The organism is Bradyrhizobium sp. SZCCHNR1053 (assembly GCF_032381235.1).
In the GTDB taxonomy this organism is placed as follows: Bacteria; Pseudomonadota; Alphaproteobacteria; order Rhizobiales; family Xanthobacteraceae; genus Bradyrhizobium.
The window spans coordinates 80,396-106,872 of record NZ_JAUHJM010000011.1; the positions used below are offsets into that span (position 1 = coordinate 80,396).

A 26,477-nucleotide genomic window follows, 5' to 3' on the forward strand; every position below is an offset into this window, starting at 1 on the left:
CGTAGAGCGAGTCATTGAGGAGCTATCCTTGGCGCTCACGCTCGCCAAAGAAGCCTCTCCAGAAGATGAGTTTCTGAGATTGAGGACATCGGTCGGCGATATCATAGCTCGGATAGACACTGTGCTTCAGGACAACATTTACAAAGATCATCCCGGTCTCGATGGCATGAAAGACTGACCGTCAACTTCCGCTCCGGGTCATGAGCGTCGATTTGGCACGCCCGCCGGTTCCGATCTCCCCCTCACAGCAGACGTGTAGGCGAACATCGGATTTCGTCGGTAAGGGCCAACAGGCGACATCACCAAGGGGCTGCGTTGTGCGAGGCGCAGGAAGATTGCGCGCACGCATTTTAGCTTCTGAGGCAGTTCGTTAGATGACGCAGAATGCTCATCGCTTTGGATACTGGCCTGCGTTGTACAATCTTAACGCCTCAGCCTTCATCGCGTGATAACAGCTGGTCCCGGCGGCCTTAACTATCGGGTCCGTCACCGTCCTGTTGTCCGCCTCTATGTCTGAGACTTTCAATTTGTCGGCTAGCACGCTTGCATAGCAGCGGCAGTAGCCTTCATAGAGCGAATTAGGAATGAGGTTCGCGTCTGGATCATTCGCCGTGGCCTTGGCCCGTATACATCCGGCGGCCGTGCTCTTAACGAAATTCTCTCGGACGGAGCCGGTGAGATACTGCGCAAGGCTCGCGGGGCTCGTACCAATTGCTAGTCCTCCAGCTATCCCGAAGACTGCAAATGCTCGCCTCATGCGACATCCCCCGTTACCTGACCATACCGCGATTGTACTCGTTTCTTTTCCGATTTGATACCTCTGGCTAGTTGACAACCCAAGGTTTTGCTCGATGATCAAAGGCGGGGAGGTGGCTTAGACCATGAAAGCATTCGCTGCGACCGCTCTCTTGCTATTATGCGCCCCATCGGCTTGGGCCGACTGCGCCGATCTCAATAGTCAGGCCCTCCCGAAGAAGGCGGCGTTGCAGGCCGCCGCCGACGAATACAAAAACAGCGTCGTCTCGCATCTTCGCGACATGAAAAGCAACAAAGACCAACCGCCTCTTGTTGCCATAGCGGAGGGCGTCGTGGAGACGTCGAAGATGATCGCCGCTTTGGACGACATGATTGATTATTTACATTCTGTCTTGGATGCCGGTTGCTTTGGCAAAGACGCCAATCAATGGTCTATGGCCATTGCTAAGTTTGAAACCCAGCGTGACGGCATGCGGAAAGAGCGAAGGCTCTACATAGATACGGTTTCGATGATGGCTAAGGTTGAGGATAAGCCGCGCAACAGGTGAGGGGACTCGGTAATGCTTGCGCTCAAGGTAAGCGGTGCCGTTTTATATTGCATAGCCGTCGGCTACATCTGCATTGGAGTTCTGCACTCCATCTACTTTCAATTCTTCATCAGCCGATCAGATTGCATCGCTGCGACGAACGGTATTATCTATGTGTACTGCCACACAGGCATAGGCATTTCGCACTTCGTCGCCTGTGTCGCGTGGCCTTGGTTTTGGCTAGGGTGAACTGCCAGTTGACCGGCTATCGCGTCAGCCTAGAAAACATTACCCCCTACGAACCAGGAGCGGCGACCGCAAAGACTTGCGGTCTCGTTGTGGAGGCGGAAAGGTGAGACTTGAATTATGTCACAAAAGCGCAAGCACCTGATCCTTGCATCCGCCCTGACCTTGTTTCCCCTGTACGCGCACGGTGCGTCATCAATCCCAAATGATTGCTGGTTTGGGGTTATGACACCCGATAGAGCGCTTCATGGAGAGGTCGTGGCGACCGGTCCAGTCGCGCAGTGGCGAGTGGGTATGTCGCTTGTTCTTTATCCGACGAAAGAGGATTACGCGGCGCTGAGTGCCCTCACGGAGAAAGGACAAGCAGGCACCTTTGACACCTCGCGCCCCATCACCGTCATCCCTACTTGGCTTTCCGGGCCAGAGCCCGGCGATAAGTCCTCAGGCGAGGACAAGAGTATCGAAATCACGATGAAATATCGCAATGCTCAAGGTGAAACGGGCACAATTCTTCTGACGTACTGGAGGCCGATGTCGGGACACGAAACCTCACTGCCACCTGACCAGCAGGCTTCGATTGCGCTGATAGACCAGCAAATGCACGATATGAGTTGCCGAGGCATCCCTTGATCGGGCGTGCTCATCTGAGCACAAGTTTTTATGCAAACCTAGATCCGAGAAGCGCGAGGTCCGTTCAGGGTCACGAGCTGCTTTCCCGAACGAGCTAGCGTCACGGCCGGTGTACCTGCGATAGTTGCCGACTTGATGCAGCGCCGCAAGTCGGCAGCCTCCGGGGCCATTCAGGGCACGGTCGGGCGGCCCAGTCACGTCCGCAACTCGCCCTTCTCGGACCTTCCGGCCGCCGCCAAAGACGTCGGCCGGCTGGGCTTGAACGGATATGCTTCTCGAGACTCGTGCGGGCCCGGAGCCAGGCGCGTATGACTGACAAGTAGACCTCTGATGCGATGCGCCCAGAAGCTGATTTCACTCACCGCCACAAGCACATCACCCTTGTCCAGTCCTTCCACGAAAATATTCTACTTTCGTTTTTCAGAAAAACATGATTGACTATGCGCATCCCGTCCCGCCATGAGGGGCGCTTCGCGATCGTCACGAGACGTGGGTGCGGGATGCGGTGGGTGCATTGGATCGCAGCGCGAGCAGTCGTGCGGACGAACGAGCCCGATGCGCCGGCGAAATCGTAGGGTCCTGGCCTCCCGGTGCTGAGGCCAAGCGGACGGTGACGATGATCCGTTCGTGACGGGGGCAAGACAGCCGGTCCCCGGGGAGAGGACGTATAAGCCGCCCAACCATCGCGCGGGGAATGCCGGGATGTCTCGGCTGAACCTGTGGTACCTGCCGCCTGCATTTTTTTCGCAGGCGGGCCATGGGGGCGGCCAGCTCCCGGCATTCCCTGCGCCCTCTTCGTCGATGAGGGCGAAACGACCCGCACAACTCGGACGCACGGAGCGCCGCGAGGCCGAATGACTGCGTTCTAAGAAGCACTCATCGCAGATGTCGGCGCCCGCAGCGTCGAGGCGGTGGAGAGACGATGGACGTCCCGCATGACAGCGCGCACAAACGCCACGGCTGTCGACCATTGGCCCGGTGGATTTCGGCGCCGAGTTGCCTCAGGCGTTCAGCCTGTCGATGTGCACCTTGCCCGCCTTCATCACCAGCGGAATGTGCTCGCCCTGGCCGAGCAGACATGAGACGTCGCGCAGCGGATTGCCTGCGACCACGAGCAGATCGGCGAAGGCGCCGGGCACGATCCGGCCGAGCTTGCCCTCCATGCCCAGCACCTCGGCGCCGATCACGGTCGCGCTGGCGATGACCTCGCGGGGACCAAGGATCTCTGCGCGGATCCGGAATTCATCGCTCTGCAGGCGCTGCGATGGACCGAGCAGGTCGCTGCCGAAGCCCATCTTGACGCCGGCGTCGCGGTAGATGCCGAGCGAGCGCAGGCCGGCATCGCGCACATCGGCGATCTTGGCGACGCTCTCCGGCGGCAGGCCATACTGCGCGCCCTCATTGGCGAGCGCCTCATAGGTGACGAGCGTCGGGATGACATAGACGCCCTTCTCGGCCATCAGGCGCGCGGTCGGAAGGTCGACCAGATTGCCATGCTCGATGGTGCGCACGCCGCAATGGACGGCGCGGGCGATGGCTTCCGCCGTGTAGGCATGCGCCAGGACGTAGGTCTGCCGCGCGCGGGCCTCGGCGACGATGGCGCGGATCTCGTCCTCCGAGTAGCCGAACGCACCGACGGGATCGGTCGGCGAGGCCACGCCGCCGGACGCCATGATCTTGATCTGGTCGGCGCCCATCTGCAGCTCCTCGCGCACCGCCTTGCGCACCGCATCGACGCCATCTGCCACCCGGGCCAGCGCGCCGACGCGCACGCAGCAGGGACAAGGAGCGTTGTCGGACAGGAAATCCGTCCGCGCCCGCATGTCGCCATGGCCGCCGGTCTGGCTGAGCGCCCGGCCGGAGACGAACAGCCGCGGACCTTCGGTGAGGCCGGTGTCGACCGCCTGCTTCAGCGGATAGCCCGCGCCGCCGGCATCACGCACCGTGGTAAAACCCCGCCGCAGCATGCCCTTCAGCAGCAGCGCCGAGCGCAGGGTGACCAGCACGTTCGGCATCTGCACCTGTTGTGCGAGATTGAGCTCGACCGCGATCGCATGCACGTGCAGATCGATCAGGCCGGGCATCAGCGTCTTGCCGTCAAGATCGATCGTCTGATCGGCGCTGGTCTGCAGCGGCCGGTCGGACACCTCCTTGATCAGATTGTCCTCGACCAGCACGTCATGGCCCTCGCGCAAGTCGGGCTGCAGCGGGTCGAGCAGCGCGGCATTCTTGAACAGGATGGTCGACATCAAGGTGTCCTCGATCAGAACGAACAGGGCATCAGCAGAGCTGAGCTCTTCATCCCCTATCCTGTCCCGCGGCCCTGAGCCAGCTCAAGACGGAATAGCTGCGTCCGCTCATCCGATCGACATCAGGCTGGCATTGCCGCCGGCCGCCGCCGTGTTGGTCGAGAGGCTGCTCTCCGTCACCAGCCGGTCGATGTCGTAGCCGCCGTCCGCGGCGCGCCTGGCGACGAGCGGGATGATCGGCCCGGCGCGCGCCGCCAGCTCCCTGCCGAGCGCGATGAGCTCCGGCGCATCGCCGTCGGAGAGAACTGCGTCGAGAGCCTCGACCGCCCGCCAGCTCTCCACGACTGCGATGCGGCCGCGCGCCTGATCGGCGAGACCATCCAGAGCGGCGCGCGCGGGGTTCGACGCCTCGATGATTGCCTGGTTGCCTGTGGCCAGAATGGCGCCGAGCTGGATCAGCAGCGCATCCTCCGTGCGCGCCAGTGCGGCCACTGCGCCGCGCGGCCTGATGCAGTAGATGTTCTGCTCGCCGACCGGACCCGCCAGCTCGATTTCGACGCCGGCGAGCGTGCGTGACAGATGGGCCTCGCAATCACGCGCTGCGTTCGCATGCCCCCTTGCGCGCAACCACCCGAGATAGGCGCGCACGGCCTCGTCGGGGCGACCGGACAATCCGGACGTCTGGCGCGGCGGCGACGCAAACAGTCGTCGAAGATACAGCGGACCGCCCGCCTTCGGCCCCGTCCCGGACAGGCCGGAGCCGCCGAACGGCTGCACGCCGACCACCGCCCCGATGACGTTGCGGTTGACGTAGATGTTGCCGGCCGCAATGCGGCTCGAGGCGCGGGCAATCGTCTCCGCGATGCGCGAATGGACGCCGAAGGTCAGTCCGTAGCCGGTTGCATTGATTGCATCGATGAGCTCGGTGAGTCGCTCCCGCCGGTAGCGCAGGACATGGAGCACGGGCCCGAACACCTCGCGTTCGACATCGGAGATCCTGGCGATCTCGATGATGGTCGGAGCAACGAAGGTCCCGTGAGCGGCCTGCGGCGGCAGGGGCAGCTGCTCCACGGCATGACCGCGGGCGCGCATCGCCGCCACGTGGGCGGAGAGGGTGTCGCGCGCCTCCTCGCTGATCACCGGTCCGACGTCGACCGACAGCAAAGCCGGGTTGCCCAGCTCGAGCTCGGCCATGGCGCCACGCAGCATCGACAGGATGCGATCGACGACGTCGTCCTGCAGGCACAGGATCCGCAGCGCCGAGCAACGTTGGCCTGCGGAGTCGAAGGCCGAGGCGATGACGTCGCCGACGACCTGCTCGGCAAGCGCGGAGGAATCCACGACGAGCGCGTTCTGGCCCCCGGTCTCCGCGATCAGCGGCACGGGCTGTCCATGCACCGTCAGGCGTTCGGCGAGCTGCTTCTGGATCAGCCGCGCGACGGCGGTCGATCCCGTGAACATCACGGCCTGGATGCGGCGGTCCACGACCAAAGCCGCGCCGACGCTGCCGTCACCGGGCAGCAGTTGCAGGACGTCGGTCGGCACGCCGGCCTCGTGGACGATACGAACGGCTTCGGCGGCAATGAGCGGCGTTTCCTCGGCAGGTTTCGCCAGCACCGGATTGCCCGCCGCGAGCGCGGCTGCGATCTGGCCGGTGAAGATCGCGAGCGGAAAATTCCAGGGGCTGATGCAGACCACCGGCCCGAGCGGGTCGGGAATGCCGCCCTCTGTGAGACCCTCGATCTCACTTGCATAGTAGCGCAGGAAATCGACGGCTTCGCGCACCTCGCCGACGGCGTTGGCAAAGGTCTTGCCCGCTTCGCGCACGATCAACCCGATCAGGACGAGGCTGCGCGCCTCCATCGCGTCCGCCGCGGCGCGCAGGCATGTTGCGCGCACGCCTGCGCTGGTCGCGGCCCAGACCGTCCCGGCATTCACGGCCCGCGACAGCGCAACCTCGATCTCTGTCGCCGCCGCATCCCTGACCGCGCCGACGACGTCACGACGATCGGCCGGATTGCGAATGAGGCGCGCGCCTTCGCACTCCGTCGCCCCGGACGGGATGGCCTTCCAATCGCGGCTCACGCTCGTTGCCAGCCCTGCGCCGAGACGCGCCAGCGCGCTCTCGTCGGAGAGATCGAAGCCGGCCGAGTTCACGCGGCCCGGGCCGAACAGGTCAGGCGGACGCCTGATCTTGTCGTGGGGGGCACCGGGGCGTTCCGACGCGCGAACGATGGCGACCGGATCTGCGATCAGATCGTCAACGGACACGGCCGGATCGGCGATGCGGTTGACGAAGGAGGTGTTCGCGCCGTTCTCGAGCAGCCGGCGCACCAGATAGGCCAGCAGCGTCTCATGCGAGCCGACGGGGGCGTAGATGCGGCACGGGCGGCCGAGCCGTGCCGGCCCGACGACCTCCTCATAGAGCGGCTCGCCCATGCCGTGCAGGCACTGGAATTCGTACTGGCCGCGCTCGTAGGTGGGGCCGGCCATCTCGACGATCGATGCCAGGGTTCGCGCATTATGCGTCGCGAACTGTGGGAACACGGCGTCCGGCGCGCGCAACAGCTTGCGGGCGCAGGCGAGGTAGGACACGTCGGTATGGCTCTTGCGCGTGAAGACCGGGAAGTCCTCCAAGCCATCGACCTGCGCGCGCTTGATCTCGCTGTCCCAATAGGCACCCTTGACGAGGCGCACCATCAGCCGGCGCTGCGAGCGCCGCGCGAGGTCGATGAGCCAATCGACGACGAACGCGCAGCGCTTCTGATAGGCCTGGATGACGAAGCCGATGCCGTTCCAACCGGCGAGGTCCGGATCGCGGCAGAGCGCCTCGAGCAGATCGAGCGACAAATCGAGACGGTCGGCTTCCTCGGCGTCGATGTTGAGGCCGATGTCGTATCGCCGCGCGAGCAGCACCAGCTGCTTCAGTCGCGGCAGCAGCTCGCCCATGACGCGGCCGCGCTTGATGCTGACATAGCGCGGATGCAGCGCCGAGAGCTTGATCGAGATGCCCGGCCCTTCGTAGATGCCGGCACCGGCCGAATGGCGCCCGATCGCATGGATCGCCGTCTCGTAGGCCGCGAAGTAGCGCGCGGCGTCGTCCGCCGTCGTCGCCGCCTCCCCGAGCATGTCATAGGAGTAGCGGAAGCCCAGCGCTTCCCACGGCCGGCCGTTGGACAACGCGGCGTCGATGGTCTGCCCGGCAACGAACTGCTCGCCCATCAGGCGCATGGCGAGCGTCACGCCCTTGCGGATGATCGGCTCGCCGCCGCGGGCGATGAGCCGCGTGACGGCCGAGGCCAGGCTATCCTCGCTCGTCGCGGCCGTCAGCCTGCCGGTGACGATCAGGCCCCAGGTTGCCGCGTTCACCAGCAACGACGGGCTGTGCCCGATATGGGCGCGCCAATCGCCGGTCGCGATCTTGTCCCGGATCAGCGCATCGCGCGTCGCCGTGTCCGGGATCCGCAGCAGCGCCTCGGCCAGGCACATCAGGGCCACGCCCTCCTGGCTCGACAGCGAATATTCGTGGATCAGTCCCTCGACGCCGCCGGATTGCGCCTTGCCGCGCAGACGCAGGACCAGATCCCGCGCCAGACCGGCCGCACGTGCCGACGATGCCTCCGGGAGCGCGGCGAGATCGAGCAGCGGCGCGATGCACTCCGGCTCGGCGCGGCGATAGGCCGAGGTGATCGCAGCGCGCAGCCCGTTCTGGCGCTGGACCTGGGCATCGAACGCGGCGAACGGTCGCGGCGACGACTGCGACATGACCCGTCTCCTCTGAAGCGATCCTGGTCATTCACCGCGCATGCACGGGGCCTGAGAGCACAGAGCGAGCGACGACCCGCGCTACCGCCCGATCAACTGATCGGCATAGTAGCCGATGGTCTTGCGATAGATCACCGCCCTGTTCCACTCGCGCATCGCCTCGAAATTGGCCGAGCCCTCGTCATAGGGCGCGCCCATCTTGAAGCCGTTGCTGTGCAGCAGGTTCGCGGTCGAGGCCAGCACGTCGGCGGTGGAGTGGCGCAGATCGACGCGGCCGTCGCCATCGAAATCGACGCCGTATTTGATGTAGGACGACGGCAGGAACTGGGTCTGCCCGATCTCGCCGGCGAACGCGCCGACGAGATCGCGCAGAGTGAGATCGCCGCGCTGGACGATCTTCAGCGCCGCCAGCAGCTCGCCCTGGAACAGTTCGGTGCGGCGGCAGTCATGCGCCAGGGTGGCGAGCGTGCGGATCACCGGCAGCTTGCCCATGTCGCCCTTGCCGAAATCGGTCTCCAGCCCCCAGATCGCGACCAGTATCTGGCGCGGCACGCCATATTGCTGCTCGATGCGCGACAGCAGCGCCGCGTGCCGCTGCAGCATGGCGCGGCCGCCATTGATGCGGCCCGCGCCGACGCGGGTCGAGACGTACTGCTCGAAGCTCTTGTTGAAGGTGTAGCGCTGGCGGCGGTCGAAGGCGAGCACGGCCGGATCGAGCGTCACGCCCGACAGCGCCTGGCTGATCGTGCCGCCCGAGACGCCGGCGCTCTGCGCCTCCGCCGAGAAGCCCGCGATGAAGGAATTGAAGTCGCCACCGCAGCGCGCCGCCTGCGCGGTGCTTGCCGCTGAGAGGGCCGAGAACGAGGCCGCGAGCAGCACGGCGAGACGACGCAAGAGCATGCGGGATCCTTCGTCAGTTCAGAGCTTCGTGATTCCAGGCGCAGCGCGATCATGGCACGGGCGAAATGCTGACGTCAAAACGGCGGCGGCGTGCCGCAAAGCGCCGATCACGGAGCCGGTGCGCTCCCTCTCCCGCCTGCGGGGGAGGGTTGGAGGTGGGGCAGCCGCAACGGCGGTGCACTCACCCCCGCTTGATCCTCGTCAATACCGCGCCATCATGACTCCCTAGGCTCCACGGCCGAAATGGAGACGACGCCATGATCGGGATTACGCTGTCTGCCGACCAGATCCGCTCGGCGCCACCGGAGGTGCGGCGCTGGATCGAGCATCAGGTGCTGTCGGGCCTCGGGCTCGGCCCGGAGGCGCCGCCGACGCCTGCCCTCCCCGCCCAGAGCACGCATCTCGTCGCCTGCAGCGTCGAGGATGCGGCGAAGGTCCTGGCGCAGATCCAGAGCGCGCTGCCGGCGGTGAACGTGTTCTTCGAGTTCGGCCGGCCGGGCATTGCGATGGGCCAGCCGCCGATCATGATGTTCCGCCTGATCGACATCCTGCATCACACGCGGCTGCAGAACATCGGCCAGGTGATGGCGTCGCTGGAGATGATCAACAAGGCGCTGATCGAGGTGAGGCACGATCCCTCGGTGCGCTTCTGCGGCTTCGACAATGAGGGCCACTGCCTGATCGCGCCGGAGACGCAACGTGCCATCGCCAGCGTCTGGCAGAGCGTGATCGCCAGGCAGCATGGCGTGGCGGAGGGCGAGGCGGCGTGAGGGCTGCGGTGCGCCGAGGTTTACGCGACAGAGGCGGCCGTCGTTTTGAGTCTGTGGTGTTGAGCATGGCGCTTTCGCCTTGTTCCGTCATTCCGGGGCGCTCGCGTAGCAGCAAATCAGCAAAGCTGATTTGCCGCGGAGAGAGCGAGCCCGGAATCTGGAGCTGAGGAACGCATCTGCATACCAAGCTCGAGATTCCGGGTTCGCTCGCTGGCGCGAGCGTCCCGGATTGACGGCGTGAGGTGAGATCACGGCTCGTATCCCGACGAGGTCAGCAGGCAACCACGGCAAGCAGCCCCCTCTCCGCACCTCACGTTCGATCCAGCCTGTCCCGAAACGACGCGCCCTCGCCGCGACACAGCCATGTCCGTCCCGGGCGGCTCGGGCCTTGAGCCTGCCGCCGTCGATGCTACGATATCATTGTCGTTCACGATCCCATCGGGAGATCGCCGATGCAGCACAATCAATGCCAGCGCCGATTGCTCCAGATCCCTCTGTTCCGCCTGCTCGCGATCAACCTCGCGCTCGGCCTCGGCATGGCCGTGGTGCTGGTCGGCGGATTGCTGCTGCTCGATCCCTGGGGCCTGCGTCACCTGATCTTCGCCGACCACTCGCCCGGAGTCGCCATCGGCCTCTTGCTCGGCTCGTTCTTCGTCACCTTCGGCTCGACCGCGATGGGCACCGCGATCATGGCGCTCGGCCGCAGTGATGATGAGGACGGTCCGAGCGGCGGCACGCGGGTGCATGCCCAGGTCAAGGTGCGGCGGCGTTAGAGTCGAACTGTTGCTGCACAGACGGTGCGCTCCCTCGCCTCGCTTGCGGGGAGAGGTGAAAAGCTGAGCTCGGCGCGATATCCTCTCAATCGTCGCCTCACCAATGCCCCCTGCGCTTGTTCCAGGCGAACAGCACATCCGCAAACCGGTCGTAGCCGAAGCGCGTCAGCGGGCGCACCAGGCGGTTGCCGAACAGCGTGGCGAGCCAGCCCTCGCCGGGCGTCAGCGCCCACAGCAGCAGCGCCACGTCGGCGCCGGTGATCAGCTCCCCCTCCTCGTCGGTGGCGTGCAGGCGGCGGCGGACGTCGTCGACGTCGACACCGAACTCAGCCAGCGCCTGCGGCTCCTCGTTGATGTCCTTGAACACAACCCGCCCCGACTTCACCAACGCCAGGAGCTTGTTGCGCTGCCAGTCGATGCCGGCGTCGCAGACCGGGCAGCGCGTGTTGTACCAGATGGTGAGTTGGGGCATCGACATGGGCTGCATTCGCGGCGGGGGTGAGACGTCCACGATGAACGCACTTTCATCCGGCAAAATCGAGGAGTTTCGGGACCCCGCCGGCCGGTCCGTGATCGCTCTGGCCGCCCTGCCGATTCGGCGAAAACCATATGACAAAAAAGTCAAATTCGGGCAGCGGATAAGCATTTTCTTGCATTGACCGGACAGGCCCCGCCGCCGTAAAGCGCCTCCATGGCGAAAAAACCCGGCTCCAATCCCAAAGGCGAATTCGCCTTCTTCAACGTGACCTACGAGGACGGCTCGCAGCGCTCCAACCGCCGCGTCCCGGCCGACCTGCTCGGCGGCCTCGACGGCGACGAGCCCGCCCGCGGCTTCATCATGGAGCAGGACCGCGACATCGCCGAGAAGTCGGGCCGCCCGCCGCTTCAGATCAAGTCGCTGGAACGCGTCGGGGCGAAGAAGAAGTAGCTCAGCCGCGCTGCCGTAGGGTGGGCAAAGCGACCGCCGCCAGGCGGCCGCGTGCCCACCATCAGGTGCCTGCCGCGAAACGCGGTGGGCACGGCGCGCCACACCGTCCCCAGCCTAACCACCGTGCCAGCGCCTTTGCCCACCCTACGGCAGTGCGCTATGCCGCTTGCTTCTGGCGCTCCGGCAACAGAGCGCTTTCGCCAGCGTCCATCTCCCTCGGCCGGTTGATCAGGCTGACCAGCGTGTAGCTGATGATCAGCAGCAGAAACCACGAGCCGAGCTTGGCCGGCGACACCATGGTCCAGCCATGCGCCTGCTGCGGATAGAGCCAGACCCGCGTGAAGGTGCCGACGTTCTCCGACAGCCAGATGAACAGCGACACCAGGAAAAGCCCGAGCAGCAGCGGCATCGCGCGGTGCACGCGCCAGACCTTGAAGTGGACCGTGGCCGGCGCGAACAAAAGCGTAGCCCAACCGAACAGCACAAATCTCAGATCGAGCCCATAGTGGTCAGTGAAGAAGTTGAGGTAGATCGCCGCGCTCAAGCCGATCAGCCAACGCCGTGACGGATGGCCGGTGAAGCGGAAGTCGAACAGGCGCCAGACGCGGCAGAGATAGCTGCCGATGCAGGAATACATGAAGCCGGAGAACAGCGGCACACCGCCGAGCCGGATGAGGCTCGGCTCGGGATAGATCCAGGAGCCGGTCGCGGTCTTGAACAGCTCCATCACTGTGCCGACGAGGTGATAGATCAGGATGATCTTCGCCTCCTCCCAGGTCTCGAGCCTTGTGGCGAGCAGCGCGGCCTGAACACCGAGCATGCAGAGAAAGAGGAAATCATAGCGCGCGAGCGGCGCGGTCGCCGGATAGAACTGCCACGTCAGCAGCATCAGCGCCACCGCGATGCCGCCGAACAAGCAGGCCCAGCCCTGCTTCACGCCGAAGCGGAGGAATTCGTAGAGGGCTGCGGTCCAGGGCGTCTCCGCCGCGCGCGCAGCGAGCCGAGCTTCGGCGACAATGAAGGGACGCAGTGGCGCCCAGATCGCGGCAGAGCTGGCGGGCGCGTGGAAAACAGATGATGAGACTTCGTCGTGCTGCATGGAAGGCCGGATCGGTGAGGACACCGATGACTAGCAGCCGCGTGTCATGCCGCGTCAGCGTAAAGTTCCGTCTCTTCCCGCCGCAGCGCGGACACGTGCGGACGTGCGAAGGCTGACTTTTCTGCAGCGACAATCCAACGCACGGCTCCGCGGCGACGATGAAAGTGGCTCAGCCCCGGTGCCGTAGGGTGGGCAAAGCGACGCCGATAGGCGGCGCGTGCCCACCATCAAGTGCGGCGCCCGTGATCGGTGGGCACGGCGCACGCAGCGATGGCGCAAGTCGACACAGCAAGCCTCGCCTTTGCCCACCCTACCATTGCTACACATGATATGGTTCGCAGAGGTTGTTCGCGGTGTATGATCCCAACGATGGGCGAGAACATCTATATACGAGTGCGCTGGCTTCACGACTTTCAGGATGAGCCAGTTGACTTGTGGAGCGAGCTCGATCGGGAGCGCTTTGAAACGCGCAAGCTCGAAATATTTCGCGATGGCACGGTGGGATTCGCAAGCGCCACCGAAGCAACCGACGGCACGCGACTCGGCTCGATCCCCGTTCCTCCGCTGGCCGAAATCGCGAGAGATCCCGAGTTTGTACCCGAAGAGATTTCGCAGGAGGCTTTCGAGCGTCGTTGGAATGCACGGCATTCGCGCCAGTAACTCCAAACATGGCCACGCATTACACAACCCCGCCTGCTTTCGCTCGTCCGAGCGCAAACGAAAACAGCGGACCGATCGGCCCGCCGTTGATGTCTCGATGGATTGCCGGGTCAAGCCCGGCAATGACGACAAAGATCGAACGTCAATCAGTTATCCAAGAAGCTCCGCAGCTTCCTTGACCGGCTCGGATGCTTCAGCTTCCGCAGCGCCTTCGCTTCGATCTGACGGATGCGCTCGCGGGTCACCGAGAACTGCTGGCCGACTTCTTCCAGCGTGTGGTCGGTGTTCATGCCGATGCCGAAGCGCATGCGGAGGACGCGTTCCTCGCGCGGGGTGAGCGAGGCCAGCACGCGGGTGGTGGTTTCGCGCAAGTTCGACTGGATCGCGGCGTCGATCGGCAGGATCGCGTTCTTGTCCTCGATGAAGTCGCCGAGATGAGAGTCCTCCTCGTCACCCACGGGGGTTTCGAGCGAGAGCGGCTCCTTGGCGATCTTCAGGACCTTGCGCACCTTCTCGAGCGGCATGCCGAGCTTTTCGGCGAGCTCCTCCGGGGTCGGCTCGCGGCCGATCTCGTTCAGCATCTGGCGCGAGGTGCGGACGATCTTGTTGATCGTCTCGATCATGTGCACGGGGATGCGGATGGTGCGGGCCTGATCGGCGATCGAGCGGGTGATCGCCTGCCGGATCCACCAGGTGGCGTAGGTTGAGAACTTGTAGCCGCGGCGATACTCGAACTTGTCGACCGCCTTCATCAGGCCGATGTTGCCTTCCTGGATCAGGTCGAGGAACTGCAGACCGCGGTTGGTGTACTTCTTGGCGATCGAGATCACCAGACGGAGGTTGGCTTCCACCATCTCCTTCTTGGCCTGACGGGCCTCGCGCTCGCCCTTCTGCACCGAGTGCACGATCTTGCGGAACTCGCCGATCTCGAGACCGGTGAGCGCGGCCATCGCCTGCACCTCCTGGCGCAGATCCTTGATGCGGTCCTTCTCGTAATGGACGAAGTTCTTCCAGCCTTTTGCGGAAAGCTTCGAGACGCGGTTGAGCCAGCGCGGATCGAGCTCCGAGCCCTGGTAGTTGCGCAGGAAGTCCTCGCGCGCGACGCCGTGGGAGTCGGCCAGGCGCATCAGCCGGCTCTCGAACGAGACCAGCTTCTTGTTGATGTCGTAGAGCTGCTCGACCAGCGAGTCGATGCGGGCCTGGTTGAGGCGCAGCGACTTCACCTCGACGATGATCTCGTCCTTGAGCTTCTTGTACTTGCGCTCCTGCGACGGCGACAGCGACTCGCTCTGCAGCTGGTTGGCGATGTCCTGCTCCTGCAGGCGGCGCAGCTTCTTGTACTCGGATGCGATCTTGTCGAACGTCTCGACGACCTTCGGCTTCAGCTCGGCCTCGATGGCGGCGAGCGACATCTGGTTCTCGAACTCGTCGTCGTCCATGTCGGCTTCGGCCGCCGCCTCGCCGGGGTCCTTCTCCTCGGCGGGCGCGCCGTTCGGTGCGGCACGGAACGGGGTCGGCTGCTGCGGGGCGGCCGGCGGCGCGACCGCGGCCTGGACGTCGCCGCCCTCGGCCGGAGCGCCCTCGCCATTCACGGGCGCGGCGATCTGCGGATTCATGCCGCCCTTGGCCTCAGGGCCGGCATAGGTGGCTTCGAGATCGATGATGTCGCGAAGGAAGATCTTGCCTTCGTTGAGCTCGTCGCGCCAGATGATGATGGCCTGGAACGTCAGCGGGCTTTCGCAGAGGCCCGCGATCATCGCCTCGCGGCCGGCCTCGATACGCTTGGCGATGGCGATTTCGCCCTCGCGCGACAGCAGCTCGACGGTGCCCATCTCGCGCAGATACATGCGCACGGGATCATCGGTGCGCTCGCCGGGCTCCGACTTCTTGACCTCGGTGACGGCCTTCTGGGTGATCTCGACGAGCTCGTTGTCGGTCTCGTCCTCGCCGTCGTCCTTCTCGTCGGAGTCGTCGGCCTCCTCGGCCTCGGTCACGTTGATGCCCATGTCGGAGAGCATCGACATGATGTCTTCGATCTGTTCCGGCGAGGTGGTGTCGGAAGGCAGGACCTCGTTGAGCTGATCAAAGGTCACGAAGCCGCGCTTCTTGGCCTGCTTGATCATCTTCTTGACGGCGGCGTCCGACAGGTCGAGCAACGGCGAAGGCGCATCGGCGGCGTCCTTCTCGGGAGCGTCGGCCGCCTTGTCGTCCTTTTCCTTGTCCTTCACCTGCAGCGTCTTTGCCTTCGTGGCCATTCATTGCTCCCGAAACGCGCCCGCTCCGCCCATGGCATCTTCGCCCTTGGCATCGCGGCGCCCGCCTGCTCTACTCAAACTGTTCTCGACGCGGAAAGGGCGGCGCACTTTTAACGTCGCCACCCCCTGAAGTCTGTCGCTGGTGTCGTCCCGTTTTCGGACCGGCGCGCGTTTCTTGCAAAAGCGATACCGGTTTTGCAATCGAATCCGGCGCCCGACATGCAGGCGCGGCGTCCGACAGCGAAACCAACCCATCTGCTGCAGAAAATGCCCCGGACCTCTTAAACTTCGATTAACCCTGTTTTTGCAGCCAAACCATGGATTTGGCGAGTCTTTTCGCGCGGACCTGATACCGCGCGGGCGGACCGGGCCGAAATGTGCTCAACTGTAGACTGGGCGCCGGGCGTCCAGTCTACACGTTGCGGTTGGTACGTCCGGACAGTTCCCCGAAGCCTTCGATCAGCGCTTCGGTACCGTCCATCTCGGCCATCCTGGCCTTCACGTCCCTCAACCAGCCCATGTTCGGCTCGCTCGGCTCCTCGCCCAGCGCCAGCTCGGCATCCTTCAATTCCCTAAGTAAGGAGTGCCATTGCCGATGCAAGGCAACGAGCTGATGCCAGGTCGCAAGAACGTCATCGCGCGCCGCCCCCGACTTGGTCGCCCACACCGCCGCGGTCGTGATCGCCCGCTCAACCCGTTGAAGAAGCTCAGAAAAGCCAGACTTCTCCAGATCGGCCCGCATCTTCTCGGCCTGCTCGTCCGGGTCCGGCGAATGGTGGTGGTCGTGGGCGAAGGCGGCGATGACGGCAGCGCGGAGCTTGTGCGCCTCGGGATGGGCCAGCTCCAGCGCGGCGACCTCCTCCAGGTGATCGTGCAGGAGCCAAGGGTGGTTGATCAGGCACTGCAGGATCAGGGCCTCCCGGCGCGAGATCGCCGAGCGCTGGCCGCGCATGATCGGGCTCATGGCGAGCTGCGGGCTGGCCGCCTGGTAGGGGCCGCGGGCCATCGCCGGGCCTGTGGACGGCGGTCCGCCGCGGCGGCCGCCCCCTGTGGATAACCGCCCCGATTGTCCGGAACCGGGACTGCGGGGGCCAAACCGCCGTCCTGATTCGGCACCGTAGCCGCGGCCAAAGCCCCGGCCGCCGTCCGGGGCGAAGGCCCGGTACAGCCGGTCGCTGAGGTCCTGCTTGTAGTAGCGCCGTACCACCTCGTCGGCGATGCCGCCGGTGAGCTGGCCGATCCGCGCCTCCAGCGCGGCACGGCGCTCCGGCGTGTTGAAGCTGCCGCCCTCGACCTCGCGCGACCAGATCACCTCGGCCAGCGGCTTTGCGACTTTGAGCACCTCCTCGACCGCGCCGCGGCCGCCGGAGCGGACGAGGTCGTCGGGATCCTGTCCTTCCGGCAGCAGCGCGAAGCGGAGGCTCTTGCCGGGCTTGAGATGCGGCAAAGCAAGGTCCGCGGCCCGATAGGCCGCCTTCTGGCCGGCGCGGTCGCCGTCGAAGCACAGGATCGGCTCGTCGACCATCTTCCAGATCAGCGAAAGCTGGCTCTCGGTGAGCGCGGTGCCGAGCGGCGCCACGGCGCCGGCAAAGCCGGCCGCCACCAGCGCGATGACGTCGACATAGCCCTCGACCACGATCATCGGCGCGCCATTGTGCGCGGCCTGGCGGGCGCTGGGGAGATTGTAGAGGTTGTCGCCCTTGTGGAAGAGCGGCGTCTCCGGCGAGTTGAGATATTTCGCCGGCACGTCCTTCTGCAGCGCGCGGCCGCCGAAGGCGATGACGCGGCCGCGGAGGTCGGTGATCGGGAACATCACGCGGTCGCGGAAGCGGTCGTAGGGCACCGGAATGTCGTCGCCACCGACCAGCAATCCCGCCTCGACCATGTCGGCCACCGGCACGCCCTGGGCGCCGAGATATTCCTTCAAGCCGAACCGATCCGGCGGCGCGTAGCCAAGCCGGAATTGGAGCTGCGTCTGCGGCAGGATCGCGCGATCGGCAAGATAGCCGCGGGCGCGCGCGCCATGACGGGACGCCAGCGTGTCAGAAAAGAACTTCGTCGCCAGCTCCATCACGTCATACAGCGTCTTGCGCTGGCGCTCCTGGCGCGCCGCGTCGGGCGTCACCGCCGGCAGCGCCAGGCCGGCGATCCCCGCCAGCCGCTCGACGGCTTCGGGGAAGCTGCAGCCCTCGGTCTCCATCACGAAGTCGAAGATGTTGCCGTGCTTGCCGGACGAGAAGTCGTGATAAAAACCCTTCTGGTCGTTGACGTAGAAGGACGGCGTCTTCTCCTGCTGGAACGGCGACAGCCCCTTCCACTCGCGCCCGGCCTTCTTGAGCTTCACGCGCTTGCCGACGACGTCCGAGACCGGAAGCCGGGCGCGCAGCTCATCGAGAAATTCCGGCGTGAAGCGGGCCATGAGCGGGGCGGAGGTCCTGTGGTGATGGCCTAGGCATATAGGCAGCCGTGTACGAAATGTGAACTTCCTCCGGCTTGTCCGGGCTATTCACAGGCCAGCTCGATCCTCCGGTCATTCCGGGGCGCCCGCAGGGCGAGCCCGGAATGACCGCGTGGAGAGACCGGGTCACGGCGCCAGGAAGCGCCCCGAGACGATGCGGCCGGCTTCGTCCACCGGCCAGTTGTAGACATAGGTCCAGGCTTGGCTGACGCTGCCGTCGGCCAGCGTCACGGCGAGGCACCGGCGCAGATATTCGGTCGGCTGCTCAAAACCCTCGCCGCAGGCCTCGTACATGTCGAACTCGCGCAGCATGGGCTCGGGCTGGCGCAGCCGGAACAGCTCGCCGTGCACGATATCGGCGGCATTGTCCGACAGCACTAGGCCGGGATAGTGCTGGATGCGGTAGAGCCGGCCGCGGCAGCTGGCCTCGGCGACGAAATCGGCATTGGCCGACAGCAGCCGCGCCATCGGATGGTCGAAGCCACGCATCAGGGTGCCGTAGACGAAGAGCAGATCGGTGGTCATGGCCCGTCTATAGCGGCGATCGCCGGTGATGCGAAGCGCCCGGCCGCGCCCTGCTCCGCTCAGGCAGCCATGATCTCGTCGCTGACGACGTGAAATTTGGTCAGGGTCATCAGGCCAAACGAGGTCGACAGCGCGACGTCGGCGGCGTCCCGTCCGGTCGCCATCAGGATGCGACCAATGCGCGGGACGTTGTGGCGGGCATCGAACGTGTACCACCGGCCCGAGAGATAGACCTCGAACCAGCCCGAGAAATCCATCGGGACCGGATCCGGCGGCACGCCGATGTCGCCGAGATAGCCGGTGCAATAGCGCGCCGGAATGCCCATGCAGCGGCAGAAGGTCAGCGCGAGGTGGGCGAAGTCGCGGCAGACGCCGGCGCGCTGCTGATAGACGTCGTGCGCCGACTTCATGGCGTGGGCATGCTCATAGCCGAAGGTGACGTGGCTGTGCACGAAGTCGCAGATCGCCTGCACGCGCGCCCATCCCGCCGGCGCACGGCCGAACAACGACCACGCGACCTCGGCCAGCTTGTCGGTCTCGCAATAGCGGCTCGGCATCAGATACAGCAGAAGCTCATCGGGCAATTGTTCGATCGGCAGTTGCTGCGCGCCGGGATCGATTGCGTCCGGCCGCCCACTGTCGCGGACGATGGCGCTGCCATGGAAGGTGACCCCGCCGGCCGGCGCCACCAGGCGCCCACAGAGATTGCCGAAGCTGTCGTTGTAGAACTTGATCGGCACCTTCGGCTCTGTCGTGATCGTCTCGGTGCCGACGATGTCCGGAAAGCGCGACGGATGGATCGACAGCATGATCACCATCGGCGTCGCCGCCGGGGCCGCATAGGCGATCTCGAATCCAACCTTGATCAGCATGAAGCCTCCCTGCCTCGTTCGGGCGGCACGATGCGCCAGCCTCATCCAGCCCGGACCGTAGGCCCATTGCGAACTTCTGTCTTGTGAATGATCGCCAGAATCAGCATCGTTTGGGCGACCATCATGATGTCCGCCGGCCAAATCCTCATCTGTCTGCCCAATCCGAGATCGGTCTGCCGCTTCATGAAGCAACGAGAGGCAGCATGACCGTGTCCGGCACGAGCAACACTCATCTACTCCTTCAGCCAGACGAAGTTCCGCCTGTGCTCGAGCGCAACGCCGGTGGCGCGTCGGCATTGCTCTTCACGTGCGATCACTACGGCCGCCTGCTGCCGCGCGCACTCGGCGATCTCGGCCTGCCCGAAAGCGAACTCGAGCGGCATATCGCCTGGGACATCGGCATTGCCGAGGTCGCGGAGCAAGTATCGCGGGCACTCGATGCGCATCTGGTGGCGCAGCGCTACTCACGCCTGGTGATCGACTGCAACCGATCGCCGAAGGCGCCGAACTCGATTCCGATGATCAGCGAGCGCACCACGATCCCCGGCAATGAGGGCCTGACGCATGAGGACGCCGAGCTGCGGCGGCGCGTCGTCTTCGATCCCTATCACGACCGGATCACTGACGTGCTCGATGCGCGCAAGGCCGCCGGCCGGCCGACCATCCTCGTCTCGCTGCACAGCTTCACGCCTGTCTATGCCGGCATCGCGCGGCCCTGGCACATCGGCACGCTGTACCAGCACGACCGGGTGCTGCCGCCGCTGCTGTTGAAGGCGCTGCGGGCCGAGCCCGATCTCGTGGTGGGCGACAACCAGCCCTATGCGGTCGGCGACGGCACCGACTACACCATCCCCGTGCATGGCGAGGCGCGCGGGCTGATCAATTCCGGCATCGAGATTCGTCAGAACGAAATCGCCGAGCCCGAGGGCCAGCAGCGCTGGGCCGAGCGGCTGATCCGCATTCTCGGCGAGATCGAGGTCGAACTGCGCAGCAAGGGTCTCGCGTAGTCCGCTACTCCGTCATGTCGGAGGCGTCGTGATGCGCGAGCAGGCCCGCGAGCCGCCACAGCGCCGTGCGCAGATCGTCATGGCTCGGCAGGCCGAGCGCGAGCCGCACCGCATTCGGTGAATGGCCATGCGCCACCGCAAACGCGCTCGCCGGCGTGATCGCGATGCCGGCGCGGGCCGCAGCGGCCGTCAAGGCTTCGGCGCGCCAGCCCTCCGGCAGATGCAGCCAGACATGATAGGAGCGCGGATCAGCCTCGATGTGATGACCGGCGAGGCACTCGGCGACGATCGCCTGGCGCACCAGCGCATCGGCACGCTTGCGCCTGGTGATCTCGGCCGCCGTGCCGTCGGCGAGCAGCCCCATGCCGGCGGCCAGGGCCAGCGACGTCACCGACCACGCCCCGGTGCGCACCGTGGCGGCGAATTTTTCGCGCATGGTCGAGGGGACGTACAGGAAGCCGACGGCGATGCCCGGCGCCAGCCGCTTGGCAAGGCTGTCGACCACGACGACGCGCTCCTCGGCCTGCGTCGCCAGCGAGACCTGATCGCTGAGGAAGCCGTAGACCAGATCCTCGATGATCATCAGCTCGTGCTTGCGCACCAGACGCACGATCTCCTCGCGCCTCGCCTCGCTCATCGTCAGGCCGAGCGGATTCTGCATCACCGGCTGGATGTAGATCGCGTTGAGCGCACTGCTGCGATGCGCCTTGGTCAGCGCGTCCGGGCGGACGCCCTCGCCGTCCATCGCGAGCGGCACCAGGGTCACGCCGAGCCGCGCCGCGATGCCCTTGATCATCGGATAGGTCACGGCCTCGACGCCGAGCCGGCCACCGACCGGCACCAGCGCCGAGATCGCCGCAGCCAGCGACTGCCGTCCGCTGCCGGCGAAGACAAAGTTCTCCGCGCGCGGGCGCCAGCGCTCGCTCGCGAAGAAGGCCGCGGCGGTGCGCCCGGCCTCGGCCAGCCGGCGCTGCGTGATCGGCGCCAGCACCGGCGCGAGCTTCTCCGGCCGCTGCCAGACCGCCATCGATTTCGCGATCATGGCCGCCTGGTCGGGCAGTGTCGGAAAATTGAACTCGAGATCGATGCGGCCGTCGAACGGCTCCAGCCGCAGCGAGGACGGCACCGGCACCGCCTCTCCTGCGACGAAAGTGCCGCGCCCGACCTCGCCCACGACCAGGCCCCTGCGCAACAATTCGGCATAGACACGGGCTGCCGTGGAGGCGGCAATTCCGCGCTCGTAGGCAAACTGGCGCTGCGGCGGCAGCCGGTCGCCGGCCTTCAGCCTGCCGTTGGCGATGTCCTCGGCGATGTTGTCCACCAGGACCGTATACGAAGCATTCATGCTATATTGCACCGAGAGCAATGTTTCGATTGCACCGAGATATGTACTGCGCGATTGCTCTTCGAACAACGCAATTGAAGAGCAATAGGTGACTCATGGCATATTCCCTGGCGCAGCGTTGGGCAACTCCGCAAGTTGCCCACGGAAAGAGCAATTTGCTCGGGGTGCCGCAACTCTGGCTGCAGCGCCTGTTCTGGCGGTCCGAACTGGCGATGCTCGATCGCGAACAGATGCGTGATTGCGGCCTTGATCCGGCGATCGTCCAGGAAGAGGCCAACAAGCCGTTCTGGCGCGACTGAAAACGAGACCTGGGAGGACACAGCCATGCCGATGCTTCCGTTCCATCAAGTCGACGTGTTCTCCAAGGTCGCCTTCAAGGGCAACCCGCTTGCCGTGATCGCCGAGGCCGACGGCCTCGACGACGCGGCGATGCGGGCGATCGCCAACTGGACCAATCTGTCCGAGACGACCTTCCTGTCACGCGCTCAGAATCCGGGCGCTGATTATCGCGTGCGCATCTTCACCCCGCAGCGCGAGCTGCCTTTTGCGGGCCATCCGACGCTCGGCTCGTGCCACGTATGGCTCGCGCTCGGTGGCCGGCCGAAGGGCGAGCATGTGGTGCAGGAATGCGGCGCGGGTCTCGTGCGCATCAAGCGTGACGGAGATCGGCTCGCCTTCGCAGCCCCGCCGCTCAGGCGCTCCGGCGCCGTCGATGCCGAGCTGACGAGCAAGATCGCAGCAGCGCTCGGCATCCAATCGAGCACAGTGCGCGCCGTGCAGTGGGTCGACAACGGCCCGGGCTGGATCGGCGTGCTGATCGACTCGCGCCGCGCGCTGCTCGACATCCGCTTCAATCCGGCGGCGCTGCCGCAACAGCCGATCGGCGTGGTTGCGCCATGGGATCGGGCGCAGGATGGCCCGGAGGCCGACTACGAGGTCCGCGGCTTCATGTGGGGCGGCGGCGAGGACCCGGTGACGGGCAGCCTCAATGCAAGTCTGGCGCAATGGCTGATCGGAGCCGGAATTGCTCCGAAGCAATATGTCGCCTCCCAGGGCACGGTTCTCGGCCGCGCCGGCCGCGTCCATGTCGCGCAGGACGGCGAGACGATCTGGATCGGCGGTGACGTCGCGCCGGTGGTGAAGGGAACGATCAGCCTGTAAGGCGCGTCAGCAGACGGCGATGCGGCCGCGGGGCCAAACACGTGCTCACCGCGCTCGCGTCAGCGCCAGCCACACGCCGCCGCCGATCATGAAACCGCCGGAGATGCGCGACACCAGCCGGGTCCGCCTGGCCGAGAACAGTTTTCGCGCACGGCCCGCGAGCAGCGCATAGATCGCGTCGGTGAGACCCGCAATCAACATGAAGGTGACGCCGAGCAAACCGACCTGCGGTACGTGATCCCGGCTCATGTCCATGAACTGCGGCAGGAACGCGCCGAAGAACACCATCACCTTCGGGTTCGAGAGCAGCACCAGCAGCCCCTGCAGGAAAAAGCCGCCGCGCGGCGGCGGTGGCGGCGCCTCGCCCGCAGAGATCCCCTCGATCGGCGAGCGGATGAGCTGAATGCCGAGCCACACCAGATAGGCCGCACCGATCAGCCGCACCCATTCGAACCAATAGCCCATCGTGGCCATCAGCGACGTCAGGCCGACAGCGACGATGCCGATCGCGATCGCCAGCCCGGTCTGCACGCCGGCGATATTGATGAGCGCAGCGCGGGTCCCGTGGCGCAGACCGTTGGCGATCAGCAGCGTCACGACGGGACCCGGCAGCAGCGCGAGCCCGATGCAGGCGGCGACGAAGGCGAGATAGACTTGCAGGGACATGAGGCGCCTCGATGCGAATGAGGCGCTCACTAATGCACGACATGTCTGCAGAGGGAAGCCCGCTTGTCCTCGCGCGATCCACACCGCAGCGCTCTTGACATGCAACCGATTGGTTGCCTATTCTTTCTCACATGGATGATGTCTTCAAGGCGCTTGCGGACGGCTCACGACGCGCCCTGCTCGACAGGCTCCACGCGCGGAACGGGCAAACCCTGACCGAGCTCTGCGACGGCCTCGCGATGACGCGACAGGCCGTGACCAAGCACCTTGCCATTCTGGAAGCGGCCAATCTGGTCGCGACGATCCGGCATGGCCGCGAGAAGCTGCACTATCTCAATCCGGTGCCGATCCATCACATCGGGGAGCGCTGGATCAAGAAATTCGAGCGCGGCAAGCTCGCCGCGCTCAGCGAGTTGAAGCGGCAATTGGAGGAGCGCGATGAGTAAGCCCGAATTCGTCTACGTCACGTATATCGCGACGACGCCCGAGAAATTGTGGGAAGCGCTGACATCAAACGAATTCGCGAAGCGCTACTGGTTCGGCACCGAACTGCATTCCGACTGGCGCGTCGGCTCGCCGTTCGCGCTGGTGACCGACGGGATGACAACGGATGTCGGCCAGATTCTGGAGTTCGATCCGCCACGCCGGCTCTCCTACACTTTCCAGCACGTCCTGAAAGACGAGTTTCGCAACGAGCAGCCGACCAAGGTCGTGTTCGCGATCGAACAGCACGGCAACTCCGTCAAGCTGACCCTGACGCATGAAGGCTTCGAAGGAGCGGGGAGATTGCTCGATGCGGTTTCCAACGGCTGGCCCGCGATCCTGTCCGGCCTAAAAAGTCTGCTGGAGACCGGAACGGCGCTGGCGATCCCGATGTCAGCGCTCGGCAAAGGAGTCTGAGCGATGGATCTTGCAAAGTTCAGGCCCGCCACCGTCTACACGATCTACATCGCCGCCAGCCCTGAGAAGGTGTGGCAGGCGCTGACCTCGGCCGAGTTCAGCCGGCAATATTTCTTCGGCTTCGCGGTTGAAGCCGAGCTGAGGGCGGGTGGCGCCTTCATCGTGCGCGCGCCGGACGGCTCCGAACACATCAGCAGCCAGGTGATCGTCTGCGAGCCGCCGCACCGGCTGATCGTCACGTGGGACGTCAACTGGCCCGGCCTCGTCGAGGCACTGGGCCGCACGCTCGTGACCTATGAGATCGAACCGGCCGGCGACGCCGTCCGTCTCACGATGACTGAAGCGCACGAGCGGCCGCTCTCCGACGACATCCTGTCCGGCGGACGCCAGGGCTGGCCGGCCATCCTGTCGAGCCTCAAGAGCGTGCTCGAGACGGGCAAGCCGCTCGCGGTGAAGATGACACCGCCGACGCGCATGCTGGCGGCCCTGAAGGCGATGGGGATTGCAGTGCCTTAAACGACAAGGCCTGCTACGACACCGCGGCGATCTGTGGGATGCTGGCGAGGACGGCGCCGACCTGGACCGCATTGCCCAGCATGCCCCCCCAATGCAGCCACCGCAGCCGGCGCACGGCCGTCGTATCGCCGGAATCCCTGTCGCGGATGCGCGCGTCCATCTGCTGCAGAAACCAGCGGCGCGAGACCAGCGCGAACGCCGCGATCAAGCCAATGCCCAGCCCCAGAACGGGACGGCCGTCGGCCAGCACGGCGAGTGTGCCGATGCCGCCGGCGATCGAAAGCGCCACGAAGTAGGAGTCGAACATGCCGCGCAGGAGCCGGGTGACCGGCACGATGTCGAGCCGCACCAGCAGGAACGCCGGCGCGGCCAGCAGCAGATAGAACATCGGCAGCAATAGGACGATCGCGGCAAACAAGGCGACGTTATCCGGCATCATCCTTCTCCGACATTGGGACCGGCCGACCATTGGCGAGCCGCGGTTCGAACCAAACCCGTGCGATCGTCGCGGCAGTCCTGGCCTTACGCCGGAGCTACGATCCGGCGGTACAGATGCCAGCTCGCATGGCCCAGCACCGGCACAGTGACCAGCAGCCCCAGGAAGTACGGCAATGCCGAGATGATCAGCAGCACGGTGATGACGGCGGCCCAGCCGATCATCGGGCCGGGACTGGTCACGACCGCGCGCACGCTGGTGATCATCGCCGTCACGAAATCGACGTCGCGCTCCAGCAGCAGCGGAAACGATACGACCGTGAGCGAGAACAGCACCAGCGACAGGGCGGCGCCGTCGAGATTGCCGATCGCCAGGAAGAGCAGACCCTCGTTGGTCGTCAGCACCACCGTCATGAACTCCTTGATGCTGGAGAACGAGGCATTGAGCCCGAGCAGCAGCGCGATCAGGAGGCGCACCTGGTACATCCAGATAATGAAGAAAAATAGCGTCACGAACGCCATCCAGGCAATCTCGCCGCGTGACGTGATCGTGCGCCAGATCGCGCCATAGGTGATCGGCTGGCCGAGCTCGCGGCGGCGACTGACCTCGTAGAGACCGATCGCGACGAACGGGCCGATCAGCGCAAAGCCCGCGGCCAGCGGATAGGCCAGGTAGACCATGCCGAACGCGGTGACGCACAGCACGATGCTGATGCCGCCGAGCACGTAGATCAGCCCGAAAGCAAGGCCGAACATGGGCTGAGCCTGAAAATCACGGAGGCCTTGCGTCAAGGCTTCGGCGATATCGGCCGTCGTGATGCGGCGCACCACGGGATCGGATCGTCCCGAGACGGATGCGGTCATCGGCGTACCCTCCTGACTGTTCTTGTTGGCGATGATGCTAACAGCGGTAGGGCGAGGATTTCAATTTCAACTTGTAGGCAGCGGACAGGGTCTAAGCCGTGGCGTCCCGTGAGGCGAGATGCGAAGCCGCGCGGCGCCGCAGGTCCTCTCCCCCGTCCTTACCGGGCGAG

At 65.2% G+C, this 26,477-nt stretch carries 26 protein-coding genes; 13 read left to right on the forward strand and 13 right to left on the reverse strand.

Annotated elements, in window-relative coordinates; translation table 11 throughout:
• Positions 1 to 28 precede the first annotated feature (28 nt).
• The 3 genes from QX051_RS22965 to QX051_RS22975 all read left to right on the forward strand — a co-directional run bounded on the left by QX051_RS22965 (position 29) and on the right by QX051_RS22975 (position 2,159).
• Positions 29 to 178: a hypothetical protein gene (locus tag QX051_RS22965; RefSeq protein ID WP_315777698.1), complete on the forward strand. Its 150-nt coding sequence runs from the start codon at positions 29 to 31 to the stop codon at positions 176 to 178.
• Positions 179 to 881: 703 nt separating this feature from the next.
• Positions 882 to 1,304, forward strand: a complete 423-nt coding sequence (locus QX051_RS22970; RefSeq protein ID WP_315777699.1) for a hypothetical protein — start codon at positions 882 to 884, stop codon at positions 1,302 to 1,304.
• A gap of 519 nt (positions 1,305 to 1,823) precedes the next feature.
• A complete protein-coding gene (locus tag QX051_RS22975) occupies positions 1,824 to 2,159 on the forward strand; it encodes a hypothetical protein (RefSeq protein WP_315777700.1) in 336 nt (111 codons plus the stop codon).
• 1,001 nt (positions 2,160 to 3,160) lie between these two features.
• Here the strand turns inward: QX051_RS22975 and QX051_RS22980 are convergent.
• The 3 genes from QX051_RS22980 to QX051_RS22990 all read right to left on the reverse strand — a co-directional run bounded on the left by QX051_RS22980 (position 3,161) and on the right by QX051_RS22990 (position 9,073).
• Positions 3,161 to 4,408, reverse strand: coding sequence for a metal-dependent hydrolase family protein (locus tag QX051_RS22980; RefSeq protein WP_315777701.1), 1,248 nt, complete (start codon positions 4,406 to 4,408; stop codon positions 3,161 to 3,163).
• 108 nt (positions 4,409 to 4,516) lie between these two features.
• Positions 4,517 to 8,173 (reverse strand): trifunctional transcriptional regulator/proline dehydrogenase/L-glutamate gamma-semialdehyde dehydrogenase, encoded by a 3,657-nt coding sequence (gene putA, locus QX051_RS22985; RefSeq protein WP_315777702.1) that lies wholly within the window; start codon positions 8,171 to 8,173, stop codon positions 4,517 to 4,519.
• 81 nt (positions 8,174 to 8,254) lie between these two features.
• Positions 8,255 to 9,073: a lytic murein transglycosylase gene (locus QX051_RS22990; protein WP_315777703.1), complete on the reverse strand. Its 819-nt coding sequence runs from the start codon at positions 9,071 to 9,073 to the stop codon at positions 8,255 to 8,257.
• Between the two features lie 257 nt (positions 9,074 to 9,330).
• Between QX051_RS22990 and QX051_RS22995 the strand changes: the two genes are divergently transcribed.
• Complete coding sequence (locus QX051_RS22995; RefSeq protein ID WP_315777704.1) at positions 9,331 to 9,843, forward strand: hypothetical protein; 513 nt, start codon at positions 9,331 to 9,333, stop codon at positions 9,841 to 9,843.
• A 452-nt stretch (positions 9,844 to 10,295) separates the two neighbouring features.
• A complete protein-coding gene (locus tag QX051_RS23000; protein ID WP_315777705.1) occupies positions 10,296 to 10,616 on the forward strand; it encodes a hypothetical protein in 321 nt (106 codons plus the stop codon).
• Positions 10,617 to 10,713: 97 nt separating this feature from the next.
• On the opposite strand, the gene QX051_RS23005 is transcribed toward QX051_RS23000, so the two are convergent.
• Entirely contained in the window at positions 10,714 to 11,088 is a 375-nt protein-coding gene (locus QX051_RS23005) for a thiol-disulfide oxidoreductase DCC family protein (RefSeq protein WP_315737048.1), read from the reverse strand.
• A gap of 219 nt (positions 11,089 to 11,307) precedes the next feature.
• Here QX051_RS23005 and QX051_RS23010 point away from each other — a divergent pair, with 219 nt between their 5' ends.
• Positions 11,308 to 11,544 carry a hypothetical protein gene (locus QX051_RS23010; RefSeq protein ID WP_315777706.1) on the forward strand — a complete coding sequence of 79 codons (237 nt, stop codon included), beginning with the start codon at positions 11,308 to 11,310 and terminating at the stop codon, positions 11,542 to 11,544.
• Between the two features lie 157 nt (positions 11,545 to 11,701).
• On the opposite strand, the gene QX051_RS23015 is transcribed toward QX051_RS23010, so the two are convergent.
• Positions 11,702 to 12,643: a DUF817 domain-containing protein gene (locus QX051_RS23015; RefSeq protein ID WP_315777707.1), complete on the reverse strand. Its 942-nt coding sequence runs from the start codon at positions 12,641 to 12,643 to the stop codon at positions 11,702 to 11,704.
• Positions 12,644 to 13,012: 369 nt separating this feature from the next.
• Between QX051_RS23015 and QX051_RS23020 the strand changes: the two genes are divergently transcribed.
• Positions 13,013 to 13,303 (forward strand): DUF6881 domain-containing protein, encoded by a 291-nt coding sequence (locus QX051_RS23020; protein ID WP_315758776.1) that lies wholly within the window; start codon positions 13,013 to 13,015, stop codon positions 13,301 to 13,303.
• Positions 13,304 to 13,449: 146 nt separating this feature from the next.
• Here QX051_RS23020 and rpoD read toward each other — a convergent pair whose 3' ends face one another.
• From rpoD to QX051_RS23040, 4 genes are all read right to left on the reverse strand, one after another.
• The gene (rpoD, locus tag QX051_RS23025; RefSeq protein ID WP_315736396.1) at positions 13,450 to 15,558 is read right to left on the reverse strand and encodes an RNA polymerase sigma factor RpoD; all 2,109 of its coding nucleotides are present in this window, start codon (positions 15,556 to 15,558) and stop codon (positions 13,450 to 13,452) included.
• 412 nt (positions 15,559 to 15,970) lie between these two features.
• Complete coding sequence (gene dnaG, locus QX051_RS23030) at positions 15,971 to 17,977, reverse strand: DNA primase (RefSeq protein WP_315777708.1); 2,007 nt, start codon at positions 17,975 to 17,977, stop codon at positions 15,971 to 15,973.
• Positions 17,978 to 18,142: 165 nt separating this feature from the next.
• Entirely contained in the window at positions 18,143 to 18,541 is a 399-nt protein-coding gene (locus QX051_RS23035) for a gamma-glutamylcyclotransferase family protein (RefSeq protein WP_315777709.1), read from the reverse strand.
• Between the two features lie 59 nt (positions 18,542 to 18,600).
• A complete protein-coding gene (locus QX051_RS23040; protein ID WP_315736393.1) occupies positions 18,601 to 19,413 on the reverse strand; it encodes a transglutaminase family protein in 813 nt (270 codons plus the stop codon).
• A 203-nt stretch (positions 19,414 to 19,616) separates the two neighbouring features.
• Here QX051_RS23040 and QX051_RS23045 point away from each other — a divergent pair, with 203 nt between their 5' ends.
• A complete protein-coding gene (locus QX051_RS23045) occupies positions 19,617 to 20,420 on the forward strand; it encodes an N-formylglutamate amidohydrolase (RefSeq protein ID WP_315777710.1) in 804 nt (267 codons plus the stop codon).
• 4 nt (positions 20,421 to 20,424) lie between these two features.
• On the opposite strand, the gene QX051_RS23050 is transcribed toward QX051_RS23045, so the two are convergent.
• Positions 20,425 to 21,834, reverse strand: a complete 1,410-nt coding sequence (locus tag QX051_RS23050; RefSeq protein ID WP_315777711.1) for a PLP-dependent aminotransferase family protein — start codon at positions 21,832 to 21,834, stop codon at positions 20,425 to 20,427.
• Between the two features lie 86 nt (positions 21,835 to 21,920).
• On the opposite strand from QX051_RS23050, the gene QX051_RS23055 reads away from it, so the two are divergent.
• Together QX051_RS23055 and QX051_RS23060 are read left to right on the forward strand one after the other, a co-directional pair.
• The gene (locus QX051_RS23055) at positions 21,921 to 22,064 is read left to right on the forward strand and encodes a hypothetical protein (protein ID WP_315737087.1); all 144 of its coding nucleotides are present in this window, start codon (positions 21,921 to 21,923) and stop codon (positions 22,062 to 22,064) included.
• Positions 22,065 to 22,089: 25 nt separating this feature from the next.
• A complete protein-coding gene (locus tag QX051_RS23060; protein ID WP_315777712.1) occupies positions 22,090 to 22,926 on the forward strand; it encodes a PhzF family phenazine biosynthesis protein in 837 nt (278 codons plus the stop codon).
• Positions 22,927 to 22,971: 45 nt separating this feature from the next.
• Here QX051_RS23060 and QX051_RS23065 read toward each other — a convergent pair whose 3' ends face one another.
• Complete coding sequence (locus QX051_RS23065; protein ID WP_315736389.1) at positions 22,972 to 23,592, reverse strand: LysE family translocator; 621 nt, start codon at positions 23,590 to 23,592, stop codon at positions 22,972 to 22,974.
• 131 nt (positions 23,593 to 23,723) lie between these two features.
• On the opposite strand from QX051_RS23065, the gene QX051_RS23070 reads away from it, so the two are divergent.
• The 3 genes from QX051_RS23070 to QX051_RS23080 are packed head-to-tail and all read left to right on the forward strand — an operon-like array spanning position 23,724 to position 25,008.
• Positions 23,724 to 24,038 carry a helix-turn-helix domain-containing protein gene (locus tag QX051_RS23070; protein ID WP_315717502.1) on the forward strand — a complete coding sequence of 105 codons (315 nt, stop codon included), beginning with the start codon at positions 23,724 to 23,726 and terminating at the stop codon, positions 24,036 to 24,038.
• Entirely contained in the window at positions 24,031 to 24,492 is a 462-nt protein-coding gene (locus tag QX051_RS23075; RefSeq protein WP_315777713.1) for an SRPBCC family protein, read from the forward strand. The genes QX051_RS23070 and QX051_RS23075 overlap by 8 nt, the downstream gene beginning before the upstream one ends.
• Before the next feature lie 3 nt (positions 24,493 to 24,495).
• The gene (locus QX051_RS23080; RefSeq protein ID WP_315777714.1) at positions 24,496 to 25,008 is read left to right on the forward strand and encodes an SRPBCC family protein; all 513 of its coding nucleotides are present in this window, start codon (positions 24,496 to 24,498) and stop codon (positions 25,006 to 25,008) included.
• Between the two features lie 13 nt (positions 25,009 to 25,021).
• On the opposite strand, the gene QX051_RS23085 is transcribed toward QX051_RS23080, so the two are convergent.
• On the reverse strand, positions 25,022 to 25,444 hold the full coding sequence (locus tag QX051_RS23085; protein ID WP_315736386.1) for a hypothetical protein: 423 nt from the start codon (positions 25,442 to 25,444) through the stop codon (positions 25,022 to 25,024).
• Between the two features lie 86 nt (positions 25,445 to 25,530).
• A complete protein-coding gene (locus QX051_RS23090) occupies positions 25,531 to 26,307 on the reverse strand; it encodes a DUF2189 domain-containing protein (protein ID WP_315736385.1) in 777 nt (258 codons plus the stop codon).
• Positions 26,308 to 26,477: the final 170 nt, after the last annotated feature.

Excerpts from the sequence above, each read along its gene's own strand:
- QX051_RS22970 (WP_315777699.1), top strand. The coding sequence starts at position 882 with ATGAAAGCATTCGCTGCGACCGCTCTCTTGCTATTATGCGCCCCATCG.
- QX051_RS22975 (WP_315777700.1), top strand. The coding sequence starts at position 1,824 with ATGTCGCTTGTTCTTTATCCGACGAAAGAGGATTACGCGGCGCTGAGT.
- QX051_RS22980 (WP_315777701.1), bottom strand. The coding sequence starts at position 4,408 with ATGTCGACCATCCTGTTCAAGAATGCCGCGCTGCTCGACCCGCTGCAG.
- putA (WP_315777702.1), bottom strand. The coding sequence starts at position 8,173 with ATGTCGCAGTCGTCGCCGCGACCGTTCGCCGCGTTCGATGCCCAGGTC.
- QX051_RS22990 (WP_315777703.1), bottom strand. The coding sequence starts at position 9,073 with ATGCTCTTGCGTCGTCTCGCCGTGCTGCTCGCGGCCTCGTTCTCGGCC.
- QX051_RS22995 (WP_315777704.1), top strand. The coding sequence starts at position 9,331 with ATGATCGGGATTACGCTGTCTGCCGACCAGATCCGCTCGGCGCCACCG.
- QX051_RS23000 (WP_315777705.1), top strand. The coding sequence starts at position 10,296 with ATGCAGCACAATCAATGCCAGCGCCGATTGCTCCAGATCCCTCTGTTC.
- QX051_RS23005 (WP_315737048.1), bottom strand. The coding sequence starts at position 11,088 with ATGCCCCAACTCACCATCTGGTACAACACGCGCTGCCCGGTCTGCGAC.
- QX051_RS23010 (WP_315777706.1), top strand. The coding sequence starts at position 11,308 with ATGGCGAAAAAACCCGGCTCCAATCCCAAAGGCGAATTCGCCTTCTTC.
- QX051_RS23015 (WP_315777707.1), bottom strand. The coding sequence starts at position 12,643 with ATGCAGCACGACGAAGTCTCATCATCTGTTTTCCACGCGCCCGCCAGC.
- QX051_RS23020 (WP_315758776.1), top strand. The coding sequence starts at position 13,013 with ATGGGCGAGAACATCTATATACGAGTGCGCTGGCTTCACGACTTTCAG.
- rpoD (WP_315736396.1), bottom strand. The coding sequence starts at position 15,558 with ATGGCCACGAAGGCAAAGACGCTGCAGGTGAAGGACAAGGAAAAGGAC.
- dnaG (WP_315777708.1), bottom strand. The coding sequence starts at position 17,977 with ATGGCCCGCTTCACGCCGGAATTTCTCGATGAGCTGCGCGCCCGGCTT.
- QX051_RS23035 (WP_315777709.1), bottom strand. The coding sequence starts at position 18,541 with ATGACCACCGATCTGCTCTTCGTCTACGGCACCCTGATGCGTGGCTTC.
- QX051_RS23040 (WP_315736393.1), bottom strand. The coding sequence starts at position 19,413 with ATGCTGATCAAGGTTGGATTCGAGATCGCCTATGCGGCCCCGGCGGCG.
- QX051_RS23045 (WP_315777710.1), top strand. The coding sequence starts at position 19,617 with ATGACCGTGTCCGGCACGAGCAACACTCATCTACTCCTTCAGCCAGAC.
- QX051_RS23060 (WP_315777712.1), top strand. The coding sequence starts at position 22,090 with ATGCCGATGCTTCCGTTCCATCAAGTCGACGTGTTCTCCAAGGTCGCC.
- QX051_RS23065 (WP_315736389.1), bottom strand. The coding sequence starts at position 23,592 with ATGTCCCTGCAAGTCTATCTCGCCTTCGTCGCCGCCTGCATCGGGCTC.
- QX051_RS23070 (WP_315717502.1), top strand. The coding sequence starts at position 23,724 with ATGGATGATGTCTTCAAGGCGCTTGCGGACGGCTCACGACGCGCCCTG.
- QX051_RS23075 (WP_315777713.1), top strand. The coding sequence starts at position 24,031 with ATGAGTAAGCCCGAATTCGTCTACGTCACGTATATCGCGACGACGCCC.
- QX051_RS23080 (WP_315777714.1), top strand. The coding sequence starts at position 24,496 with ATGGATCTTGCAAAGTTCAGGCCCGCCACCGTCTACACGATCTACATC.
- QX051_RS23085 (WP_315736386.1), bottom strand. The coding sequence starts at position 25,444 with ATGCCGGATAACGTCGCCTTGTTTGCCGCGATCGTCCTATTGCTGCCG.
- QX051_RS23090 (WP_315736385.1), bottom strand. The coding sequence starts at position 26,307 with ATGACCGCATCCGTCTCGGGACGATCCGATCCCGTGGTGCGCCGCATC.